Here is a 19095-nt window from a genome sequence, read left to right as displayed (position 1 = left end):
GGGTCGGGCACGACGGACGCCACGCCCCCGGGGTCAGAGGTCCCGGTCGAGGCGGAGGCGGACCTCGCCGGCGAGATCCTCGTCGGCGCTGTCCAGGCCGTAGCGCCACACCCGCTCGGCGTCCTCGTCGCGTCCCCTGAGCGGGAGGGTGCGGGCCAGGAGCTCGATGGCCAGCGCGCCGGTCTCGACGTCGCCGCCCTCCTCGATCGCGCCGGAGAACTCCGCGCACGCCAGCTCCAGATGGGCGATGCCGAGCATCACCCGCAGCCTCGCCACCTCGCCCGCGTCGGGCACCGCGAGCGCCTCCAGGAGCACCTGGGCGGCCTCCCCCGGCTCCCCCTCCTCCAGGAACGCCTCCGCCAGCCGCTGAGCGGCCCGAGGAGCGATCTCCGGGTCGGCGGTGGCCAGCGCGTCGCGCAGCGACCGCTCGGCGTCCTCCTCGCCCGTGGCGAGCCTGGCGAGGGCCATGTGCGCCAGCGGGACGTAGGCGGGGTGGCCGACGCCCAGCGCGGCCTGCCAGGCGGCGCGGGCCTGGTCGGCCAGGCCCTCCCGCTCGAAGCTCCCCGCGAGCAGGCAGGCGGCCTGGGCGGCGAACTCCGGGTGCCCGGTCGCCAGCGCGGTGCGCGCGGCCGCGCGTGAGCCCGCGACGTCCCCGCTCTCCTCCAGCACCACCGCGAGCCCCACCGCGGCCTGGGCCCGGTCGGGCTCGCCGGGATCGGCGGCCAGCTCGGCGAAGATCGCGGCGGCGCCGTCGAGGTCCCCCGACTCGGCCAGTCTTCGCGCGGTGTCCAAGGGACGGGTGTCCACCTCAGGCATGCATGATCCTTCCGGATACGGAGACGCCCCGAGCCTAACGACTCGGGGCGCCCTCCGTCCCGTCGCATTCCCCGCGAATATCGAGGTTCGCGCGGGTCTCCGGTCCCGGCGCGCCCCCGCGGCGATCAGTCCTCGTACGCCTCCAGGGGAGGGCAGGAGCAGACCAGGTTGCGGTCGCCGTAGGCCTGGTCGATGCGGCGGACCGGCGACCAGTACTTGCCCTCGCGCACCGACGGCAGCGGGTAGGCCGCCTCGGTGCGGCCGTAGGGGTGGGCCCACTCGTCGGCGACGAGGCTGTCGGCCGTGTGCGGGGCGTTGCGCAGCGGGTTGTCGGTCCTGTCGTACGTCCCGGAGGCGACCTTCGCGATCTCCTCGCGGATCGCGATCATCGCCTCGCAGAACCGGTCGAGCTCGGCCAGGTCCTCGCTCTCGGTCGGCTCGATCATCAGCGTGCCGGCCACCGGGAAGGACATGGTCGGGGCGTGGAAGCCGTAGTCGATGAGGCGCTTGGCCACGTCGTCGACCGTCACCCCGGTCTCCTTGGTGATCTGGCGCAGGTCCACGATGCACTCGTGGGCGACGAGGCCGCCGCGGCCGGTGTAGAGGACCGGGTAGTGGGGGCTGAGCCTGCGGGCCAGGTAGTTGGCCGACAGGATGGCCTGCTCGGTGGCCGCCTTCAGGCCGTCGGCTCCCATCATCCGGATGTAGGCCCAGGAGATGGGCAGGATGCCCGCGGAGCCGTACGGGGCCGCCGAGACCGGGCCGACCGCGGTGCCTTCACGCAGCGGGTGGCCGGGCAGGTAGTCGGCCAGGTGGGCGCGGACCGCGACCGGGCCGACGCCGGGGCCGCCGCCGCCGTGCGGGATGCAGAAGGTCTTGTGCAGGTTCAGGTGGGAGACGTCCGCCCCGAACTCCCCCGGCCTGGCCAGGCCGACCAGCGCGTTGAGGTTGGCGCCGTCGACGTAGACCTGCCCGCCGGCCTCGTGCACCAGCTCGCAGATCCGGACGATCGTCTCCTCGTACACGCCGTGCGTGGACGGGTAGGTCACCATGATCGCGGCGAGCTGCCCGCGGTGCTTGTCGATCTTCGCGACGAGGTCGTCGACGTCCACGTTGCCCTGGTCGTCACAGGCGACCACGGCCACGCGCATGCCCGCCATCACGGCGCTCGCGGCGTTGGTGCCGTGCGCGGACGAGGGGATGAGGCAGACGTCGCGGCCCGACTCGCCGCGCGCGGTGTGGTAGGCGCGGATCGCCAGGAGCCCGGCGAACTCGCCCTGGGATCCGGCGTTCGGCTGGAGCGACACGGCGTCGTAGCCGGTCACCTCGGCCAGCCAGCGCTCCAGCTCCCCGATCAGCTCGACGTAACCCGCGGCCTGGTCCTCGGGCGCGTACGGGTGCAGCCCGGCGAACTCCGGCCAGGTGATCGGCTCCATCTCGGTGGTCGCGTTGAGCTTCATGGTGCAGGAGCCCAGCGGGATCATCGACCGGTCGAGCGCGATGTCCTTGTCCTGGAGCCTGCGCAGGTAGCGCAGCATCGCCGTCTCGGAGCGGTGGCTGTTGAAGACCGGGTGGGTCAGATAGTCGCTGACCCGGGCCAGCGCGGCGGGCAGCGCGTCGTGCGCGGCGGCGTCGAGGTCGGCGAGCACGGCGCCGCTGATCTCGAAGGCGGCCAGGACCTGCTCCAGGTGCAGGAGCTCGGTCTTCTCGTCGCAGGTGACGCCCACGTGGTCGGCGTCGACCAGGCGCAGGTTCACCCCGTTGTCGCGGGCCGTGGCGACGACCTTCGCGGCCCGGCCGGGCACCCTGGCGAGCACGGTGTCGAAGAAGGTGTCGTGCACGACCTCGACACCGCCCTGGCGCAGGCCCTCGGCGAGCACGACGGCGTAGCGGTGGGTGCGCCGGCCGATCCTGCGCAGGCCCTCGGGGCCGTGGTAGACGGCGTACATGCCGGCGATCACGGCGAGCAGCACCTGCGCGGTGCAGATGTTGCTGGTGGCCTTCTCGCGGCGGATGTGCTGCTCGCGGGTCTGCAGCGCGAGCCGGTACGCGGGGCGCCTGTCGGCGTCCTGGGAGACGCCCACCAGGCGGCCGGGCAGCTGGCGCTGGAGGCCGTCGCGGACCGCCATGTAGGCGGCGTGCGGGCCGCCGAAGCCGAGCGGGACGCCGAAGCGCTGCGAGGAGCCGACCGCGATGTCGGCGCCGAGCTCGCCCGGCGCGGCCAGCAGGGTGAGGGCCAGCAGGTCGGCGGCGGCGACCACCTGGGCGCCGCGCGCGTGGGCGGCGTCGGCGATGGCGCGGAAGTCGCGGACCCTGCCGCTGGCGCCGGGGTACTGCACGAGCACCCCGAAGCACTCGGGGAGCTCCCCGGCGAAGTCGCTCTCGACCAGCTCGATGCCGAGCGGCTCGGCGCGGGTGCGCAGCACGGCCTTGGTCTGCGGCAGCGCGTCGGCGTCCACCACGAACACCTTCGAGGGGCCGCGGCCCGCGCGGCGGGCCAGGGTCATCGCCTCGGCGGCGGCGGTCGCCTCGTCCAGCAGGGAGGCCCCGGCGACGTCGAGGGCGGTCAGGTCGGAGACGACGGTCTGGAAGTTGATCAGCGCCTCCAGCCGGCCCTGGGAGATCTCCGGCTGGTAGGGCGTGTACGCGGTGTACCAGCCCGGGTTCTCCAGGAGGTTGCGGCGGATGACGCCCGGGGTGATCGTGTCGTGGTAGCCGAGGCCGATCATCGAGGTGAGCACGGTGTTGCGCCCGGCGAGGACCCGCAGCTCGGCGAGGGTCTCGGACTCCCCGGCCGCCGGGGGAAGGCTGAGCCGCTCGGAGGAGCGGATCGCCTCGGGCACGGCCACCGCGACCAGGTCGGCGACGGAGGCGAATCCGACCGCCTCCAGCATCCGGGTCTGGCCTGCGTCGTCCGGCCCTATGTGGCGGGTCACGAACGGAGGGGAGCCGAGTTCGCTGAGCGATGACAGGTCGGTCATTGGTGAAACCTCCCGGGACGGGGTGGAGACCGGCGCTGGGCGCGGGCGTATGCCTGGTCTCCCCCTCTGTCATCACGACCGTCGTGCCGGGTCGTGACCTGAGAGCTTCACCTGCCCCTTTTCGGGCGGCTTGCACCGTCGGTGAGTCGCGCCTGGCGAGCGCGCCTGCTTTCCAGAGTTGCCTCGTCCGTGCGGTACCGGGTGCCTGAGAGATTCCGGGGAGGTTGCTCCTTCGGCGCCCCGATCGCGGTCGGGGTCTCTCCCGCACAGGGTCAGTGGCAGGTCCGAGTTTACCCGGTTCGTCGTGCTCTGCGACGGCGGGCCAGCTCATCGGCCTGATGACCTCCTAAAGGGCCGTCGCCCGACTCCGCACGTTCGCCCGGTAGATCCGCGAGGGAGCCCTCCACCTCCTGCCACACCCGTCCCAGAGCTATGCCGAAGACGCCCTGACCGCCCTGGAGCAGGTCGATGACCTCGTCCGGCGAGGTGCACTCGTAGACGCTCACCCCGTCGCTCATCAGGGTGATCCCGGCCAGGTCGTTGACGCCCCTGTCGCGCAGGTGCTGCACGGCGATGCGGATCTGCTGGAGGGAGACGCCGGTGTCGAGGAGCCGCTTGACGACCTTGAGGACGAGGATGTCGCGAAAGCCGTAAAGCCGCTGGGAGCCGGAGCCGTGGGCGGCTCGCACGGTGGGCTCGACCAGGCCGGTGCGCGCCCAGTAGTCGAGCTGCCGGTAGGTGATGCCGGCCGCGGAACAGGCCGTGGGACCGCGGTAGCCGATGTCGGCGGGCACCCTCACCGGTTGCCCGTCGAACAGCAGACCCTCTTCACCCGCGCGCTGACGTGCCGACTGGCGCCGTTCCGGGTCATCCTGATCGGCGTTTCTACCCTCGCCGCTGCTGACCGCCACGCGGACCTCCGGCTTTCTCTCATCCCACGGCCTGATCTGGGGGTTTACGCACGACCGCGGGTTTCACTTGCACCGTAGGACTGGGGCCAAGTCCAGTCAACGACCCCACCCGGCGCGTCGTGAAGCGTAAATGCACCGAAATTCCTACCCCGCGCGGCCGAAGTCCTCGGGCGTGATCGTGTCAAGGAACTCCCTGAACTTCTCCACCTCGTCCTCCTGGTCGTCGGGGATGATCACCCCGGCCTCCCGGACCACGTCCTCACTCGCGAAGATACGGGCGCCGGTGCGAAGTGCCAAGGCGATCGAGTCCGAGGGGCGCGCGCTCACCTCGACCCCGTTGGAGAACACGAGATCCGCGAAGAATATGCCGTCGCGCAGGGCGACGATGTTGACCGTGCTCAGCCGGACTCCCAGCCCTTCGAGCACGTCGCGGAACAGGTCATGGGTGAGCGGCCGGGGTGGTGGCTCCTCGGCCTGGGCCATGGCGATCGCCGTGGCCTCCGTCATGCCGATCCAGATAGGTAGGTAACGCTCCCCATGCGTCTCTTTCAACAGGACGATCGGCTGGTTGGAGGGCATCTCAACTCGAACGCCCACGACCTCCATCTGCAACACGGGCTGCTCCGTCTTCGCTGGATTCCGACCGGTTTGTTCAACGTAACACTCGTGGGGGTACGAGTGCCTGGTCAGGTTCTCACCGGCCCAGGGCCCCACGAACGCCGGAACGCAGCAGAGAGGCGTGCAATTCCAGCAGCAGACCGGAGATCTCCCTGGCCGTCTCGTCGGCCTGGTCGATGGCGCCGGGGCCGCGGCGGCGCAGGAGCGGGGCGACGGCCTGCTCGACCAGCCCCGCCTCGCGCTCGGCGGCGGCCTTGACGGCCCGCAGGTGGCGGGCCCGCAGGCCGAAGGCGGCGAGGGCCCCGACGCTGCGGGCCACCGCCAGCGCCTCGGCGTCGTAGTAGCGGGCCACCGCGGCCAGCAAGCCGTAGTCCTCCAGCTCGGCGAGGGTCTCCTCGTCGAGCTCGGCGGCGGCGAGCAGCTCCTCACGGGTGAGCCGGACCTCGGGGGGCGCGTCGTCGGGGACGGCGCGCGGCCTGGCGGCCGGGCGCTCCTCGCGGTCGGCCGCCTCCAGATGGTCCTTGATGACGCGCAGCGGCAGGTAGCGGTCACGCTGCTCGCTGAGGATGTAACGCAGCCGCTCGACGTCGGCGTAGGTGAACTTGCGGTAACCGGAGGGACTGCGCTCCGGCTCGATCAACCCCTCGCCCTCCAGGAAACGAATCTTGGAGATGCTGACGTCGGGGAACTCGCCCTGCAGGAGAGCGAGCACCTCCCCGATGCTCATGTGCGCACGAGCGGCCTGCGAGCTCATCATCCTCCAGCGGCGCCGCGGGTGAGGAAGACGAGGCGGAACTTGCCGATCTGCACCTCGTCCCCGCCGTACAGCGGGACCTCCTCGATGCGCTCGCGGTTCACGTACGTGCCGTTCAGGCTGCCGATGTCGCGGACGGTGAAGACCCCGCCGCCGCGCCGGTAGAACTCCACGTGGCGGCGCGAGACCGTGATGTCGTCGAGGAAGATGTCGCTCTCGGGGTGGCGGCCCACGGTGGTGAGGTCGCTGTCGAGCAGGAACCGGCTGCCGGCGTTGGGGCCGCGCATCGCGACCAGCAGCGCGGTGCCCGGGGGCAACTGCTCGACGGCCTGCCGTTCGGCGAGAAGCGTCTCACCTGTCTCCGCCTCGTAGGCCTCGATCCCGGAGAGGGAGATCGTCGATGTGCTGTCTCCGGGGGTCTCGGCTTTGGTAAGCGGCGACCCGCATCGTGAACAGAAACGGGCATCCTCAGGATTGGCATGACCGCACTGCGTGCAGTAGACGCTCGGCATCGATCGGCTCGGCCTCCTACCGCGAAGACGCGGCAACGGTGCTCAGTGATGCGCGCCTCGCTTCTTCGCTTCTCAAGTGTTTTCTCGGACTGCGAATGCCGCAACATACAGTGATGAGGCGCGAAGGTCAAGGTTGACGCTGAACCGCGGGTACGGTCGGTGACAAAGTTACAGTGGGGCACTGTCCCCGGTCCATGGCGCCGCGCTGTGTTTGTGGCAACCACTCGGCCCGGAGCCCCCGCCCAGGCCCCTTTCCCGCGCCCTCGCGCCCTCCCCGGGCCCCGTTCCCGGCCTCCCCTGCTCCTCCGGCGCACCGGCGGGAACCGGCGCCGGGGCCAGGGTCGGGGCCCGTCAGCCGCCCGCGGCCTCCTCGACCACCCGCGCCCAGTGCTCGATCAGGGTCTGCGCGGAGTCGACGTCGAAGCCCTCGGCCCACAGGTGGGTGACCGCCTCCGTCGGGTCGGGCAGCACCAGGGTCCAGCTGCCGTCCTCGGCGACGACCCGCACCCCGTCGGTGGTGTCGATGCGGTAGTGCTCGGCGGCCTCGATGACCGAGCGCATCACCGCGCCCTTGGCCGCCCACGGGGTCGGCACGGTCCGGCGCAGCAGCTTGGCCTCGGGGATCCTGGCGTCGATCTGGCTGAGCGAGAGCCGGGTCCTGGCGACCAGGCCCAGCAGGCGCAGGAACACCGCCAGGCCGTCCACCGTGGGGCCGAACTCGGGCACGATGAAACCGCCGCGCCCGTCGGCCGCGAAGATCATCTCTGGCCCCCTGGCGGCGGCGGTGAGGGCGTCGATCGCGGTGGAGGTCCACTCGGCCTGGACGCCGTGGAACCTGCAGACCTGCTCGGCCACCCGGGTGGTGGTGACCGGCAGCGCCACCCTGCCGCCGCGCCGCTCGGCGGCGACCAGGTCGAGCACCACCAGCAGGGCGCGCTCCTCGCTGATCAGCTGGCCCTTCTCGTCCACCAGCGCGACCCGCTCCCCCACCGGGTCGAAGCGCACCCCGAAGGCCGCCCTGGAGGAGCTGACGAGCTCCGACAGGCGCTGCAGGTCGCGGCGGCGCTCGGCGAGGGTCTCGGTGGGCGAGGCGTCGTCCAGCCGGTTGTTGACGGTCAGCACGTCCACCCCGACCCGGCCGAGCAGGCTGGGCAGCACCAGCGAGGAGGTGCCCCCCGCGCAGTCGACCACGACCTTCATGTCGGCGTCGCGCACCCCGCTGATGTCGACCAGGCGCAGCAGCTCGTGCGTGTAGTCCTCCACCGCCCTGGCGGGGAAGCTCAGCTCGGCGATCTCCCCGGGGAAGGCGCGGCGGAACTCCTGCCGGGAGAAGACCCGGTCCAGCTTGCGCTGGGCCGCCGGCGACAGGTCCGCGCCCTGCTCGTCCATGAAGACGATGTCGACGCTCTGCGGGTCGCCGGGGGTGGTGCGCAGCGCGATGCCGCCGACGGCGTTCTCCCTGGCGGTGTGGAAGCGGGCCACCGGGAGGGGGGACGCCTCCAGGTCGAGCACGTTGATCGCGCTGGCGTTCAGGGCGCTGATCACGGCCCGCTTCAGCGCCCGCGCGGCGCGGGAGGAGTCGCGGGAGGTGATGACCGAGGCGCCCTTCTTCAGGGTGGTGGCGTAGGCGCTGGCCAGCCGTACGCACAGCTCGGGGGTGATCTCGACGTTGACCAGCCCGGAGACGCCCCGGGGGCCGAACAGGTTGCGCTGGGCGCGCGGCTCCCAGATGACGCTGTTGTTGATCACCGCCCCGGCCTCGATGGTCTTGAACGGGTAGATCTTGACCCCGGAGGAGATGTAGGCCTCGGCCTCGATGATGCACTCGTCGCCGACGACGGCGCCCTCCTCGACCCTGGCGGCGGTCATCAGGTCGGTGTTCTTGCCGATCACGCAGCCGCGCAGGTGGGCGCTGGGCCCGACGTAGACGTTGTCGTGGACGACCGCGCGGTGCAGGAAGGCCCCCTCCCTGACCACCGCGTTGCTGCCCAGCACGGTGTACTCGCGCAGCTCGGCGCCCGCCTCGACCTTGGCGTAGTCGCCGACGTACAGGGGCCCCTTGAGGACGGCGTCGGCGTCGACCGAGGCCCCCTCGGCGACCCAGACGCCCGGCGAGACCTCGAAGGCGTCGATGTCGACCTTGACCCGGCCGGACAGGACGTCGGCCTGGGCCTTGAGGTAGCTCTCGTGGGTGCCGACGTCCTCCCAGTAGCCGTCGGCCACGTAGCCGTACAGCGGGGCGCCGCGCTCCAGGAGCCTGGGGAACACGTCGCCCGACCAGTCGACGGACTCCCCGGCCGCGATCTCGTCGAGGACCTCGGGCTCCATCACGTAGATGCCGGTGTTGGCGGTGTCGGAGAAGACCTGGCCCCAGGTCGGCTTCTCCAGGAAGCGCTCCACCCTGCCCTGGTCGTCGACGATGACGATGCCGAACTCCAGCGGGTTGGGGACGCGCTTGAGCCCGATCGTGACCATCGCGCCGTTCTCGCGGTGGAAGCGGATCATGTCGGTCAGGTCGATGTCGGTCAGCGCGTCGCCGGAGATGACCAGGAAGCGGTCGTCGCGGAGCCGGTCGGCGGCGTTCTTCACGCTGCCCGCGGTGCCGAGCGGGGTGTCCTCGGTGGCGTAGTACAGGCTCATGCCGAGCTCGTCGCCGTCGCCGAAGTAGTTACGGACCAGGGCCGCCAGGAACTGCACGGTGACCACCGTCTCGGTGAAGCCGTGCCGTTTGAGCAGGCGGAGCACATGCTCCATGATCGGCCGATTGATCACGGGCAGGAGAGGTTTGGGCTGGTTCGCGGTCATCGGCCGGAGCCGTGTCCCCTCCCCGCCCGCCATCACGACGGCCTTCACAGATCACCTCTTAAGGCGTTTGGCCTCGCTTGTCAGCTGACGCACCTGTACCCAATACAGCACTCCGGACCACCAGTACAGGCCTGTGCCCCAGATGGCCAGGGACCAGCCGACGATCCCCGCCGCCTCGGCGTACCAGGAGGGATGGTGGGCCAGGAAGAGCAGGGGGAAGGCGTAGAGCAGGTTGGCCGTGGCGGCCTTGCCGAGGAAGTGCACGGGCAGCGCGGGACCGTACCCGAGGCGGCGCAGGATGAGCGGGATGCCCAGCAGCATCACGTCGCGCAGCGGGATGGCCAGCGCCAGCCACCAGGGGATGATCTCGCGCATGGCGAGGCCGAACAGGGTGGCCAGGATGTAGAGGCGGTCGGCCAGCGGGTCGAGCAGCCGGCCGAGCCTGCTGGTCTGGTTCCAGGCACGGGCGATCTTGCCGTCGAGCCAGTCGGAGAACCCGGCCAGCATCAGCAGGGCCACGGCCCAGCCGTCGGCCTTCGGACCCAGCACCAGCCACAGGAAAACCGGCACTCCCAGGAGCCTGGCCAGGCTCAACGCGTTGGGGACCGTCCAGATTCGGTCCTCGGCCCCCGATGCTTCCGGATTCACCGGCTGATCTCCCTCCCCGTACCTGATGGTGACACTACTGCGTCGGCTGCGGGCGGGTGGATGGCGGGCGCGGGCGACGGTCGGATGGCGTACAGATGGCGTACGGCCCGGCCTCCCGCACCCTCTACCCTTCAAACCATGACCAATGACACCACGCTCTTCCTGGGGCAGTGGATCCGCTCGCCGGGCACCGTTGGAGCGGTGGCGCCGAGTTCGCGGCGGCTCGCCGAGGCGGTGGCCTCGCCGATCCCGCACCGGGGCGATCCCGTGATCGTCGAGCTCGGCCCCGGCACGGGCGCGTTCACGGCGGAGATCCAGCGCCGGCTGGGCGGCCGGGGGCACCACCTCGCCGTCGAGATCAACCCGAAGCTGGCCGAGTTCCTCGCCGCCAGGAACCCGGGGGTGGACGTCGTGGTCGACGACGCGGCGCGGTTGCCCGAGTTGCTCCGGGAGCGCGGCCTGCCCCAGGCCGACGCGATCGTGAGCGGGCTCCCCTGGGCCGCGTTCTCCGAGGAGACGCAGGCCCGCCTGCTGGGCGCGGTCACCGAGATCATGGGCCCGCACACGGCCTTCACCACCTTCGCCTACAGCTTCGCCAAGCGCCTTCCTCCCGCGCGGCGCTTCAGGAGGCGCCTGATCGACACCTTCGAGGAGGTCGTCACGGGCCGGACGGTGTGGGGCAACGTGCCGCCCGCCTTCGTCTACCACGCGCGCAGGCCACGGCTGGAGCCCGCCCAGGAGGCGTGATTCCGAGGGCCCGCGGCCGGGAGCCCGTGTCCGTGACGAGCCCGTCACGGGCCCGCGGCCGGGGTGGTGGACGTCGTCATGGCCGTCGTCGCGGGCCTGATCCCGCAGGCTCGCGGCCGGGGTGGTGAACGTCGTCGTGGCCGCGTACGCCGCGATACGCCGCGGGCCTGATCCCACGGGCTCGCGAACCGGGACGCCACGAGATACCGAACTACGTTCTACGATTGCGCCCGCAGCCAGAATGGAGTTGATCATCGTGGACTTCACCCTCCCGGAGAGCGCCCTCGCCGTGCAGCGCGGCATCGGCGACATCTGCGCCCGCTACGACCTGGACTACTGGCAGCGGTGCGAGACCGAGAAACGCTGGCCCGAGGAGGTCTGGCAGGACCTGGCCAAGGGCGGCTGGCTCGGCCTGGCCGTGCCCGAGGAGTACGGCGGAGGCGGTCAGGGCCTGCTGGAGCTGGCCGTGGCCACCGAGACCCTGTCGGCCTCTGGTTCGGCCGGGGGTTCGGCGTTCACCTACGTGCTCACCCCCGGGTTCGGCGCGATGACCCTGTCCAGGCACGGCAGTCAGTGGCAGCGCGACGAGCTGCTGCCCAAGCTGGCCACCGGCGAGCTGGAGACCTGCTTCGCGCTGACCGAGCCCGACGCCGGGTCCAACGCCCTGGGCATCTCCACCTTCGCCCGCCGCGACGGCGCGGAGTTCGTCGTCAACGGCCAGAAGATCTGGATCACCGGCGTGCAGCGCGCCACCTGGATGCTCCTGGTCACCCGGACCATCCCGGCCGCGGAGGCCAAACCCCGCTCCAACGGCATGACCGTCCTCCTGGTGAACGTCCCCGAGGCGGTCGCCGCCGGGCAGCTGTCCTTCCAGCCGATCCCGAAGCTGGGCGCCAACACCACGCCGTCCAACATGGTCTTCATCGACGACCTCCGGGTCCCGGAGCGGAACGTGATCGGCGAGGTCGACCAGGGCGCGCTGGTGCTGTGGGACATCCTCAACCCCGAGCGCGTCCTGCTCGCCGCCTCCGCGCTCGGCGGCGCCGAGGTGGCGCTGCGGGTGGCCGTGAAGTACGCCAAGGAACGCGAGGTGTTCGGCCGCCCGATCGGTTCCAACCAGGCCATCGCCTTCCCCCTCGCCCAGGTCAAGGCGAAGATCGAGCTGGCCAGGCTGATGCTCTACAAGGCCGCCTGGCTGTTCGACGGGCAGCTGCCCTGCGCCACCGAGGCCAACATCGCCAAGCTGTCCGCCTCGCAGGCCGCGTGGGAGGCGGCGGACCACGCCTTCCAGACGCACGGCGGCATGGCCTACTCACTGGAGTACCCGGTGGCCCACCTGCTGACCGGCGCCCGCATCGGCAGGGTCGCCCCGGTCACCGAGGAACTCCTGCTCAACTACCTGGCCACCCAGGTGCTCGGGCTGCCCAGGAGCTTCTGACCCGGTCATTCGGATCACCCGGATCACCCGGGAGCCCCGATTACCGTCCGGCACGCGCGGGCATGACCATCGGCGACGAACCCAGCGCGAGGAGTGACCGATGTCCGCGTACGCCAGCACGGTGATCAACGCCCCCGCCGACGAGGTGTGGGACTACCTGCGGGACTTCGGCAACGCGGCCGAGTGGCTGCCGGGGATCACCGGCTGCGAGATCGAGGACGGCGGGGACGCCCGGCCGGGCGCGGTACGCAGGATGGAGGGCCCCGGCGGAGCCTTCAGGGAGCGGCTGCTCACCCTCGACGACGCCTCGCGCTCGGCGACGTACGAGATCCTGGAGAGCCCGCTGCCGGTCCGCGACTACCGGGCCCTCTACCGGGTCGCCCCCGTCACCGACAGCGGGCGGGCGTTCGTCGAGTGGTCGGCCACCTTCGAGACCGACGACGCGGCGAAGGTGGTGGAGTTCGTCGTCCACCGGGTCTTCGAGCCCGGCCTGGCCGCCCTGCACGGGCGCTTCTGACCGGGCGCCTCCGGCGGGGAGCCACCGGGCGGTCACGCCGTCCGGGGCCGGGTGGCGTCCCGGGTGGACGTCGCGGCACGGATCCCGTCCCGCGGGTCTCCCGTAGAGGGCTCCGCCTACCGGGCCTGCCGGAAGGCCTCCGCGAGACGGGCCGCGGCGTACTCGTGCGCCTCGGTCGCCTGGTCGAAGAAGCCCGGCAGGCCGAAGAACCCGTGGATGGCCCCCTCGTACCTCCTGACCTCGACCGGCACCCCGGCCGCGGCGAGCTGGGCGGCGTACTCCTCGCCCTCGTCGCAGAGGGGGTCGCACTCGGCGACGATCACCGTCGCCGGGGCCAGGCCGGACTTGTCGGCCAGCCGGGCCGGGGCCAGCCGGGGGTCGGCCGGGTCGCCGCCGTACTGCGCGACGAACCAGGCCATCTCGTCCGCGCCGAGCCCGAAGCCGGTGGCGTAGGCGCGGTAGCTCCCGGTGTCCATGGCCACGTCGGCCACCGGGTAGACGAGCAGCTGATGGGCGAGTCCGAGCCCGGCGTCCCTGGCCTGCCAGGCGACCACGGCCGCGAGGTTGCCCCCCGCGCTGTCGCCGCAGACCGCGACGCGCTCCGGGTCGGCCCCGTAGGCGCCGGGACGGGCGAAGACGTCCTGGACGACGCTCCACGCGTCGTCGGCCGCCGCGGGGAAGGGGTGGTGGGGCGCGAGCCGGTAGTCGACCGAGACCACGACCGCCCCGTTGCGCACCGCGAGGTCGCGGCCGAGGGCGTCGTTGCGCTCGACGCTCCCGAAGACCCAGCCCCCGCCGTGGAAGTAGACGATCACGGGGAGGGGGCGGTCGCCCTCCTCCGGCCGGTAGACGCGGACCGGTACGCCCGCGACGACGTCGTCCCTGACCGCCGGGAGGGGAATGATCGGACCACGCTGCTCGGCGAAGGCGTCCAGGGTCCGCAGCTCGGCGATCATGTCGTGGGTGAGCGTGGAGAGCGGGACGCCGAGGTCCGTCTTGAAGAGTTTCAGGTAAGCCTCGGCCTGCGGGTGCAACGGCATGATCGGCACCTTACCCGCCGGACGTCACCGCCGGGCCTCCTCGACCAGGGCCTCGACGAGCCGGCCGTCCCCGGCGCGCCCGGGGTTCCACTGCACGCCGATGCCGAACCGGTGCCCCTGCAGCTCGACGCCCTCGACGATCTGGTCGTCGGCCCAGGCCACGGCGAGCAGGCCGTTGCCCAGCCGCTTGACGGCCTGGTGATGGGGCGCGGTCACCTCGGCCGAGTCGCCCAGCGTCTTGCCGAGTCTGCTGGAGACGCTGATCTGGATGCGGTGCGGCCGGGCGGCGGAGTGGCGGTCGTGGTCGACCACCTCGGGCAGCCAGGGGATGAGGGTCCCGCCCTGGGCGACGTTCAGGACGTGCATGCCCCGCCCCGAGGCGAGCAGCGGCAGGTCGGCCTTGACGGCGGCGCGGGCCAGCGCCAGCTCGAAGCGGTCGCGGTGCGGCTGGGGGTCCCTGACGCGCTCCTCGCGGGCGGCCCCGTAGAGGGAGGGGTCGAGCTCGCCCCCTCCGGCGAGGATCACACCCGACAGGCCGCGGACGTAGTCGTCGATCCCGCCGAGGTTGAGCGGGGGCAGCACCACCGGGGCGCCACCCGCCTTCTCGACGGCCCGCGCGTAGGAGGGCGGCGACAGGACGGCCTCCCTCACCCAGTCGCCCCAGCGGGCGGCCTCAAGGTAGGCGGTGATACCGATCAAGGGTCGGGACATGCGTTCTCCAGGGGGCGTGCGCGGGGTGGCGCCACCTGTTTCGGACAGCACCGATCCCATCTGCAACAGCTCCTCTATCATGGCGCACTCTATTTCGGTCATGTCACACATCCGAGGTATCAGTGTCGTCTCGCCAGGAGCCCCCAACTCTCACCGCGGGGACGGTTCACACCGCCGGCGACCCGGGACTCCACCATGACCGGAAGGCTTACTACCAGTAAGGTCACCTTTCAAATCAAACGTGATTATTATTCGCCTATTCTGTTCACCGCCAATTAGTTGGTCACGCAAAATAACTTTTCAATTACGGATAGTTAGATTTCCCACCATATTGCTGAGAAACGGTTGTGACGTCTACATGGTGATGGAAGACTCAAATTCGAGTGACCAGGTGAGCCGGGGCCGCCGGTCGCTCGTCACCCGGAGCCGTCAGGGAGGTGGATCTGCATGATCGGACTTTGAGCCGGTCAATTAGGGTGGGTTCGTTAAATGTCTTTGAATCCGCGTCTCGTCAAGGAGAGTTTCTCCGTCATCGAACCCGTCGCGGACAAGGCCGCGGCGTACTTCTACGGACGCCTGTTCGCCGAGAGCCCGCACCTGCGGGCGATGTTCCCCCCGGCGATGGACGTCCAGCGCGACCGCCTGTTCAGCGCGCTGACCAGGATCGTCTGGAGCCTGGACAGCCCGGGCAGCCTGGCGTCGTTCCTCGGCCAGCTCGGCCGCGACCACCGCAAGTACGGGGTCCTCGCCGAGCACTACACCGCGGTCGGCAACGCGCTCCTCGCCACGATCAAGCGCTTCGCCGCCGAGATCTGGGACAACGAGATAGAGGCGGCGTGGGTGGCCGCGTACACCGCCGCCGCCAATCTCATGATCGAGTCAGCCGAGTCGGACGCGGGGGTGTCGCCCGCCTGGTGGCTGGCGGAGGTGATCGACCACGAGATCCGCACGCCGGACATCGCGGTGGTCACCCTGCGGCTCGACCAGCCCCTGCCCTACACGCCCGGCCAGTACGTCAACGTACAGACCGCGCGCTGGCCGCGCGTCTGGCGCACGTTCTCCATCGCGAACGCGCCCAGGGACGACGACACCGTCCGCCTGCACGTCCGCGCGATCACCGGCGGCTGGGTCTCCACCACGCTGGTCCGGCACACCCGGATCGGCGACACCCTGATGCTGGGCCCTCCGATGGGCACCATGGTGCCCGCCGACTCGGGGCGCGACATCCTGTGCGTGGCGGGCGGCACCGGCCTGGCCCCGATCAAGGCGATCCTGGAGCACGTGATCGACTCCGGGCGCCGCCCCAACGTCCACCTGCTCTACGGGGCCCGCACCGCCGCCGAACTCTACGACCTCACCGACCTGGTGCGGATGGAGTCGGCCTTCCCGTGGCTGCGGGTGCTGCCCGTGGTCTCCGGCGAGCCGGGGTACGACGGCATGCGGGGCCAGGTGGCCGAGGTGATGGAGAGGTTCCACTCGTGGGCCGACCACGAGGCCTACGTCTGCGGCCCGGCCGCCATGGTCAACGAGGCGGTCCGCAGGCTCCAGCGGGGCGGAATGCCGCTGCCCCACATCCATCGGGACATCGTGCAGGGCGAACCCTGAACGACAATCGGGACTAACCACCCCGAACTGATCACGCAAATTTCATAGAGCACGGCGGGACACCGCGTGGCATGGCAGCATGAGGCCCAATCCGAAAGGAGATGGTCATGCACGACGGCCCCCCTCCCAGCCCGTGCCCCCCTCTCGACCGCCACCCGCACGGACCCGTCCGCCGGCATCGTCGTCGGCGTCATCCGTCCGGCTCCCTTGCCGGAGCCGTTCACCAGCACACGCCCGTCCCCGGTCCCCTCCACCGGCGGCGGCCCCTCGGCAGCCGGGGCGACACCCGCCCGCGGCACCCGGCCGGCCACGGCACCCGCCGTCCAGGCCCCCGGCCGTACCCCACCCCTCGCGACACGGTGCTCTGAGCCGATGGCCAGACCAGTCACCCTCGTGACCTTCATGCTTCCCGCCACGCTGCGGCACTGGGCGGGCGAGACCACCGAGATCCGCGTCTTCGCCATCGCCGACCACGACGATGGCCACCCCACGCTGGGCTCCGCCCTCGACATGCTCCGCCGCACGCATCCGTCCCTGGAGCAGCGGCTCCGCGACGACTACGGGTGCATCCGCCGCCACATCAGCATGTTCGTCTGCGGTGAGAACGCCCGGCACCTCGGCGGCCTCGACTGCGCGCTGCCCCCGGGCGCCGAGATCTTCGTCCTGCCCGCCCTCTCCCGCCGCCAGGAGACCACGAGCTGACCCGCCCGCGAGACGACACCGGGGTCCTCACGGCCCGGCCTCGGCGACCCCGCCACCCCGGTCGTCGTCCCGGTCGTCATCGGCGCGGCTCCCAGCGGAAGATCCGGGAGGCCAGCGCGACGGCGACGACGACCCAGGCCAGCGTGGGCGCCAGGAGGAACAGGGAGTCCGCGACGGGGACGCCGCCGTTCCAGGCGTTGAGGACCAGTTCGGTGGCCGAGCCGCCCGGGAGCAGCCGCTTGAGCAGGGTGAGTTCCTCGGTGCCGGTGATCCCCACCCAGCTGGTCACGGCGATGGTGCCGAGGCTGACGGGCAGCGTGGTCACCTGGGCGTGCTCGGGGGAGTTCGTCACTCCCGCCGTGGCCAGCCCCAGGCCGAGCATCATGACCACCATCGAGAGGACGGCCGCCGCCAGAAGGAGGACGTTGTCCGGCTCGCCGGTGACCACGGCCAGCGCGGTCATGATCACGGCCACCTGGACCAGCGAGATGACGGTGATCGGGAGGAGCAGCCCGGAGAGGATTCCGGCGTCGCCCGCCGCGGTGGAGCGCAGCCGCTTGAGGAAGAGGTTCTGCCGGCGGGAGGCCAGGGTGGTGACCGTGGTGGTGTAGAGCCCGAACGCCCCGACGGTGAACATGACCACCGCCGCGATGTATCCGAGGCTGCCCAGGGCCGCGAAGCCCTCGTGCTGGTAGATGAAGACCGCGCTGACCGCCGCGGGCATGACGAGACTGGTGACCAGAACCAATCGGTTCCGGAAGATCTGGATCAGCTCACTGAGAGCGATCGAGAGCATGACGAAGGTCCTTTTCTTTGGGAGGGTTTTCTCGGGACGTTCCGTTCCTTGGCGGATTACGGCCCCATGAGCGGGCTCCGGCCCTTTGAGCGAGCTCCGGCTCCCTGGGCGGGTTCCAGTTCCCCGGGCGGGTTCCGGCTCCAAGGGAAGGTCCGGGGTGGTCTAGTCGTTGCCGAGGGCGCGGAAGACGTCGTCGAGCCGGGTCGGCCCGGCCTGCAGTTCCCGCAGCTCCACCGCGTGGTCCCGCGCCCAGCGCAGCAGGGTGTGCAGGTCCTTCTGCAGGCCGAAGGTCTCGATGACGAACTTCCCGTCGCCCTCGCGTGTGGCCTGCAGCGGCAGCTCGGCGGGTACGGGAGCCGCGAGGGAGAAGCGGATGGCGGCCGGCAGCATCCGCGTCAGCTCGGAGACGGTCCCCTCCCGGTAGAAGGAGCCCTTGTGCATGAGGCCGACACGGTCGGCGCGCTGCTGCGCCTCCTCCAGATAGTGCGTGGTGAGAACGACGGTGGAGCCGTCCTCGCGCAGCTTGTCCACGACGTCCCACAGATCGTCGCGGGACTGGATGTCCAGACCCGTGGTGGGCTCGTCCAGGAAGATCAGCTCGGGCGTTCCGTACACGGCGGTGGCGAAGTCCAGGCGCCGTTTCTCACCGCCGGAGAGCTGGGAGACCTTGGTGCCGGCCTTGCGGGTGAGGTCGACGACGCCGAGCACGCGTTCGACCCGGTCGGTGCGCCGCGTGAGTTCTCCGATCAGCCGGACCGACTCCCTCACCGTCAGGTCCGGCGAGAATCCGCTCTCCTGCAGCATGATGCCCATCCTGGGCCGTACCGCGCGCCGGTCGCGCGGACTCTTCCCGAAGACCCGCACGGTGCCCGAGGTGGGGGCGCGGTGACCTTCGACGGTCTCCAGGGTCGAGGTCTTGCCCGCCCCGTTCGTGCCGAGCAGCGCGTAGAGCTCCCCGCGCTCCACCTGGAAGGACAGGTCTTTCACGGCGTGGAAGTCGCCGTAGCTGAGGTTCAGACGTTCAACGTCGATGACCGGTGTGGAGGACATGCTTCGATCTCAGCAGCCGCCGCGCCCACCGGGCAGTGCGACAACGTCATGACCTCGCCATGACATTTCTTGGGCGAACATATGACGCGGTGTCACTGATGCCACTGCGAGATCAGCAGAATACTGGACATACCCCGCCCTGCTAGATCCCGGAGAGCCACCCATGGACACCAAGGCCCCGCGCGTTCCGCCGACGGCCGGCACGACCGTCTTCCTCGTGGTCCGCGCGGCGTTCCCCCGCCCGGTGGCGTGGAGTCGTGGCCGGAGCGCGATCGGTGGCTGACGCGGACGGCGGCCCTCACCGTGGCGGGCGCTCCGGCGGTCCCGCGGCCCGGCCCGGCGACCCGGCGGCCGGGCAGGGGCCGGCGAGACCGCCCCGGGCAGGGTCACCCGCGATCCACAAGTACACCTGGACGGCGCGGGAACGGCTGAGCAGGCTCAATA

At 71.1% G+C, this 19095-nt stretch carries 17 protein-coding genes and 1 riboswitch; of the genes, 5 read left to right on the top strand and 12 right to left on the bottom strand.

Going from position 1 to position 19095, the window contains the following annotated elements:
• Nucleotides 1–33 precede the first annotated feature (33 nt).
• The 8 genes from ACSC1Q_RS36250 to clsA all read right to left on the bottom strand — a co-directional run bounded on the left by ACSC1Q_RS36250 (nt 34) and on the right by clsA (nt 10045).
• The gene (locus tag ACSC1Q_RS36250) at nt 34–816 is read right to left on the bottom strand and encodes a hypothetical protein (protein WP_436763240.1); all 783 of its coding nucleotides are present in this window, start codon (nt 814–816) and stop codon (nt 34–36) included.
• Nucleotides 817–941: 125 nt separating this feature from the next.
• A complete protein-coding gene (gene gcvP, locus ACSC1Q_RS36245) occupies nt 942–3797 on the bottom strand; it encodes an aminomethyl-transferring glycine dehydrogenase (protein WP_436763239.1) in 2856 nt (951 codons plus the stop codon).
• A gap of 182 nt (nt 3798–3979) precedes the next feature.
• Nucleotides 3980–4072: riboswitch (glycine riboswitch) on the bottom strand.
• A gap of 15 nt (nt 4073–4087) precedes the next feature.
• A complete protein-coding gene (locus tag ACSC1Q_RS36240) occupies nt 4088–4708 on the bottom strand; it encodes a MerR family transcriptional regulator (protein WP_436763238.1) in 621 nt (206 codons plus the stop codon).
• Nucleotides 4709–4852: 144 nt separating this feature from the next.
• A complete protein-coding gene (locus ACSC1Q_RS36235) occupies nt 4853–5323 on the bottom strand; it encodes a bifunctional nuclease family protein (RefSeq protein WP_326639501.1) in 471 nt (156 codons plus the stop codon).
• A gap of 79 nt (nt 5324–5402) precedes the next feature.
• Nucleotides 5403–6053, bottom strand: coding sequence for a transcriptional regulator FtsR (gene ftsR / locus ACSC1Q_RS36230; RefSeq protein WP_425581855.1), 651 nt, complete (start codon nt 6051–6053; stop codon nt 5403–5405).
• 26 nt (nt 6054–6079) lie between these two features.
• Nucleotides 6080–6592, bottom strand: a complete 513-nt coding sequence (locus ACSC1Q_RS36225; RefSeq protein WP_436763237.1) for a double zinc ribbon and FHA domain-containing protein — start codon at nt 6590–6592, stop codon at nt 6080–6082.
• 351 nt (nt 6593–6943) lie between these two features.
• Nucleotides 6944–9445, bottom strand: coding sequence for a sugar phosphate nucleotidyltransferase (locus tag ACSC1Q_RS36220; RefSeq protein ID WP_436763236.1), 2502 nt, complete (start codon nt 9443–9445; stop codon nt 6944–6946).
• 3 nt (nt 9446–9448) lie between these two features.
• A complete protein-coding gene (clsA, locus tag ACSC1Q_RS36215) occupies nt 9449–10045 on the bottom strand; it encodes a cardiolipin synthase ClsA (RefSeq protein WP_350977386.1) in 597 nt (198 codons plus the stop codon).
• Nucleotides 10046–10183: 138 nt separating this feature from the next.
• On the opposite strand from clsA, the gene ACSC1Q_RS36210 reads away from it, so the two are divergent.
• The 3 genes from ACSC1Q_RS36210 to ACSC1Q_RS36200 all read left to right on the top strand — a co-directional run bounded on the left by ACSC1Q_RS36210 (nt 10184) and on the right by ACSC1Q_RS36200 (nt 12747).
• On the top strand, nt 10184–10792 hold the full coding sequence (locus tag ACSC1Q_RS36210) for a class I SAM-dependent methyltransferase (RefSeq protein ID WP_436763235.1): 609 nt from the start codon (nt 10184–10186) through the stop codon (nt 10790–10792).
• A gap of 256 nt (nt 10793–11048) precedes the next feature.
• Nucleotides 11049–12230 (top strand): acyl-CoA dehydrogenase family protein, encoded by a 1182-nt coding sequence (locus ACSC1Q_RS36205; RefSeq protein ID WP_436763234.1) that lies wholly within the window; start codon nt 11049–11051, stop codon nt 12228–12230.
• Nucleotides 12231–12330: 100 nt separating this feature from the next.
• Nucleotides 12331–12747 carry an SRPBCC family protein gene (locus ACSC1Q_RS36200; RefSeq protein WP_436763233.1) on the top strand — a complete coding sequence of 139 codons (417 nt, stop codon included), beginning with the start codon at nt 12331–12333 and terminating at the stop codon, nt 12745–12747.
• A gap of 116 nt (nt 12748–12863) precedes the next feature.
• Here ACSC1Q_RS36200 and ACSC1Q_RS36195 read toward each other — a convergent pair whose 3' ends face one another.
• Together ACSC1Q_RS36195 and ACSC1Q_RS36190 are read right to left on the bottom strand one after the other, a co-directional pair.
• On the bottom strand, nt 12864–13787 hold the full coding sequence (locus ACSC1Q_RS36195; protein WP_436763232.1) for an alpha/beta hydrolase: 924 nt from the start codon (nt 13785–13787) through the stop codon (nt 12864–12866).
• Between the two features lie 24 nt (nt 13788–13811).
• Nucleotides 13812–14498, bottom strand: coding sequence for a gamma-glutamyl-gamma-aminobutyrate hydrolase family protein (locus ACSC1Q_RS36190; RefSeq protein WP_436763231.1), 687 nt, complete (start codon nt 14496–14498; stop codon nt 13812–13814).
• A 489-nt stretch (nt 14499–14987) separates the two neighbouring features.
• On the opposite strand from ACSC1Q_RS36190, the gene ACSC1Q_RS36185 reads away from it, so the two are divergent.
• Both ACSC1Q_RS36185 and ACSC1Q_RS36180 read left to right on the top strand, forming a co-directional pair.
• Complete coding sequence (locus ACSC1Q_RS36185; protein ID WP_436763230.1) at nt 14988–16103, top strand: globin domain-containing protein; 1116 nt, start codon at nt 14988–14990, stop codon at nt 16101–16103.
• A 372-nt stretch (nt 16104–16475) separates the two neighbouring features.
• Nucleotides 16476–16805 (top strand): ubiquitin family protein, encoded by a 330-nt coding sequence (locus ACSC1Q_RS36180; RefSeq protein ID WP_350977370.1) that lies wholly within the window; start codon nt 16476–16478, stop codon nt 16803–16805.
• Between the two features lie 76 nt (nt 16806–16881).
• Here the strand turns inward: ACSC1Q_RS36180 and ACSC1Q_RS36175 are convergent, their stop codons facing one another.
• Together ACSC1Q_RS36175 and ACSC1Q_RS36170 are read right to left on the bottom strand one after the other, a co-directional pair.
• Nucleotides 16882–17601, bottom strand: coding sequence for an ABC transporter permease (locus ACSC1Q_RS36175; RefSeq protein ID WP_436763229.1), 720 nt, complete (start codon nt 17599–17601; stop codon nt 16882–16884).
• Nucleotides 17602–17763: 162 nt separating this feature from the next.
• Nucleotides 17764–18651: an ABC transporter ATP-binding protein gene (locus ACSC1Q_RS36170; RefSeq protein ID WP_436763228.1), complete on the bottom strand. Its 888-nt coding sequence runs from the start codon at nt 18649–18651 to the stop codon at nt 17764–17766.
• Between the last annotated feature and the right edge of the window lie 444 nt (nt 18652–19095).

Origin of the sequence: Streptosporangium heterodermiicola (genome assembly GCF_051390675.1) — a bacterium.
GTDB lineage: Bacteria > Actinomycetota > Actinomycetes > Streptosporangiales > Streptosporangiaceae > Streptosporangium.
This window is presented reverse-complemented; position numbering and strand designations above follow the sequence as displayed.

Bases quoted from the DNA above. Each gene is read 5' to 3' on its own strand.
- ACSC1Q_RS36210 (WP_436763235.1), top strand. From the start codon at position 10,184: ATGACCAATGACACCACGCTCTTCCTGGGGCAGTGGATCCGCTCGCCG.
- ACSC1Q_RS36200 (WP_436763233.1), top strand. From the start codon at position 12,331: ATGTCCGCGTACGCCAGCACGGTGATCAACGCCCCCGCCGACGAGGTG.
- ACSC1Q_RS36180 (WP_350977370.1), top strand. From the start codon at position 16,476: ATGGCCAGACCAGTCACCCTCGTGACCTTCATGCTTCCCGCCACGCTG.
- ACSC1Q_RS36225 (WP_436763237.1), bottom strand. From the start codon at position 6,592: ATGCCGAGCGTCTACTGCACGCAGTGCGGTCATGCCAATCCTGAGGAT.
- gcvP (WP_436763239.1), bottom strand. From the start codon at position 3,797: ATGACCGACCTGTCATCGCTCAGCGAACTCGGCTCCCCTCCGTTCGTG.
- ACSC1Q_RS36190 (WP_436763231.1), bottom strand. From the start codon at position 14,498: ATGTCCCGACCCTTGATCGGTATCACCGCCTACCTTGAGGCCGCCCGC.
- ACSC1Q_RS36250 (WP_436763240.1), bottom strand. From the start codon at position 816: ATGCCTGAGGTGGACACCCGTCCCTTGGACACCGCGCGAAGACTGGCC.
- ACSC1Q_RS36185 (WP_436763230.1), top strand. From the start codon at position 14,988: ATGTCTTTGAATCCGCGTCTCGTCAAGGAGAGTTTCTCCGTCATCGAA.
- ftsR (WP_425581855.1), bottom strand. From the start codon at position 6,053: ATGAGCATCGGGGAGGTGCTCGCTCTCCTGCAGGGCGAGTTCCCCGAC.
- ACSC1Q_RS36195 (WP_436763232.1), bottom strand. From the start codon at position 13,787: ATGCCGTTGCACCCGCAGGCCGAGGCTTACCTGAAACTCTTCAAGACG.
- ACSC1Q_RS36175 (WP_436763229.1), bottom strand. From the start codon at position 17,601: ATGCTCTCGATCGCTCTCAGTGAGCTGATCCAGATCTTCCGGAACCGA.
- ACSC1Q_RS36170 (WP_436763228.1), bottom strand. From the start codon at position 18,651: ATGTCCTCCACACCGGTCATCGACGTTGAACGTCTGAACCTCAGCTAC.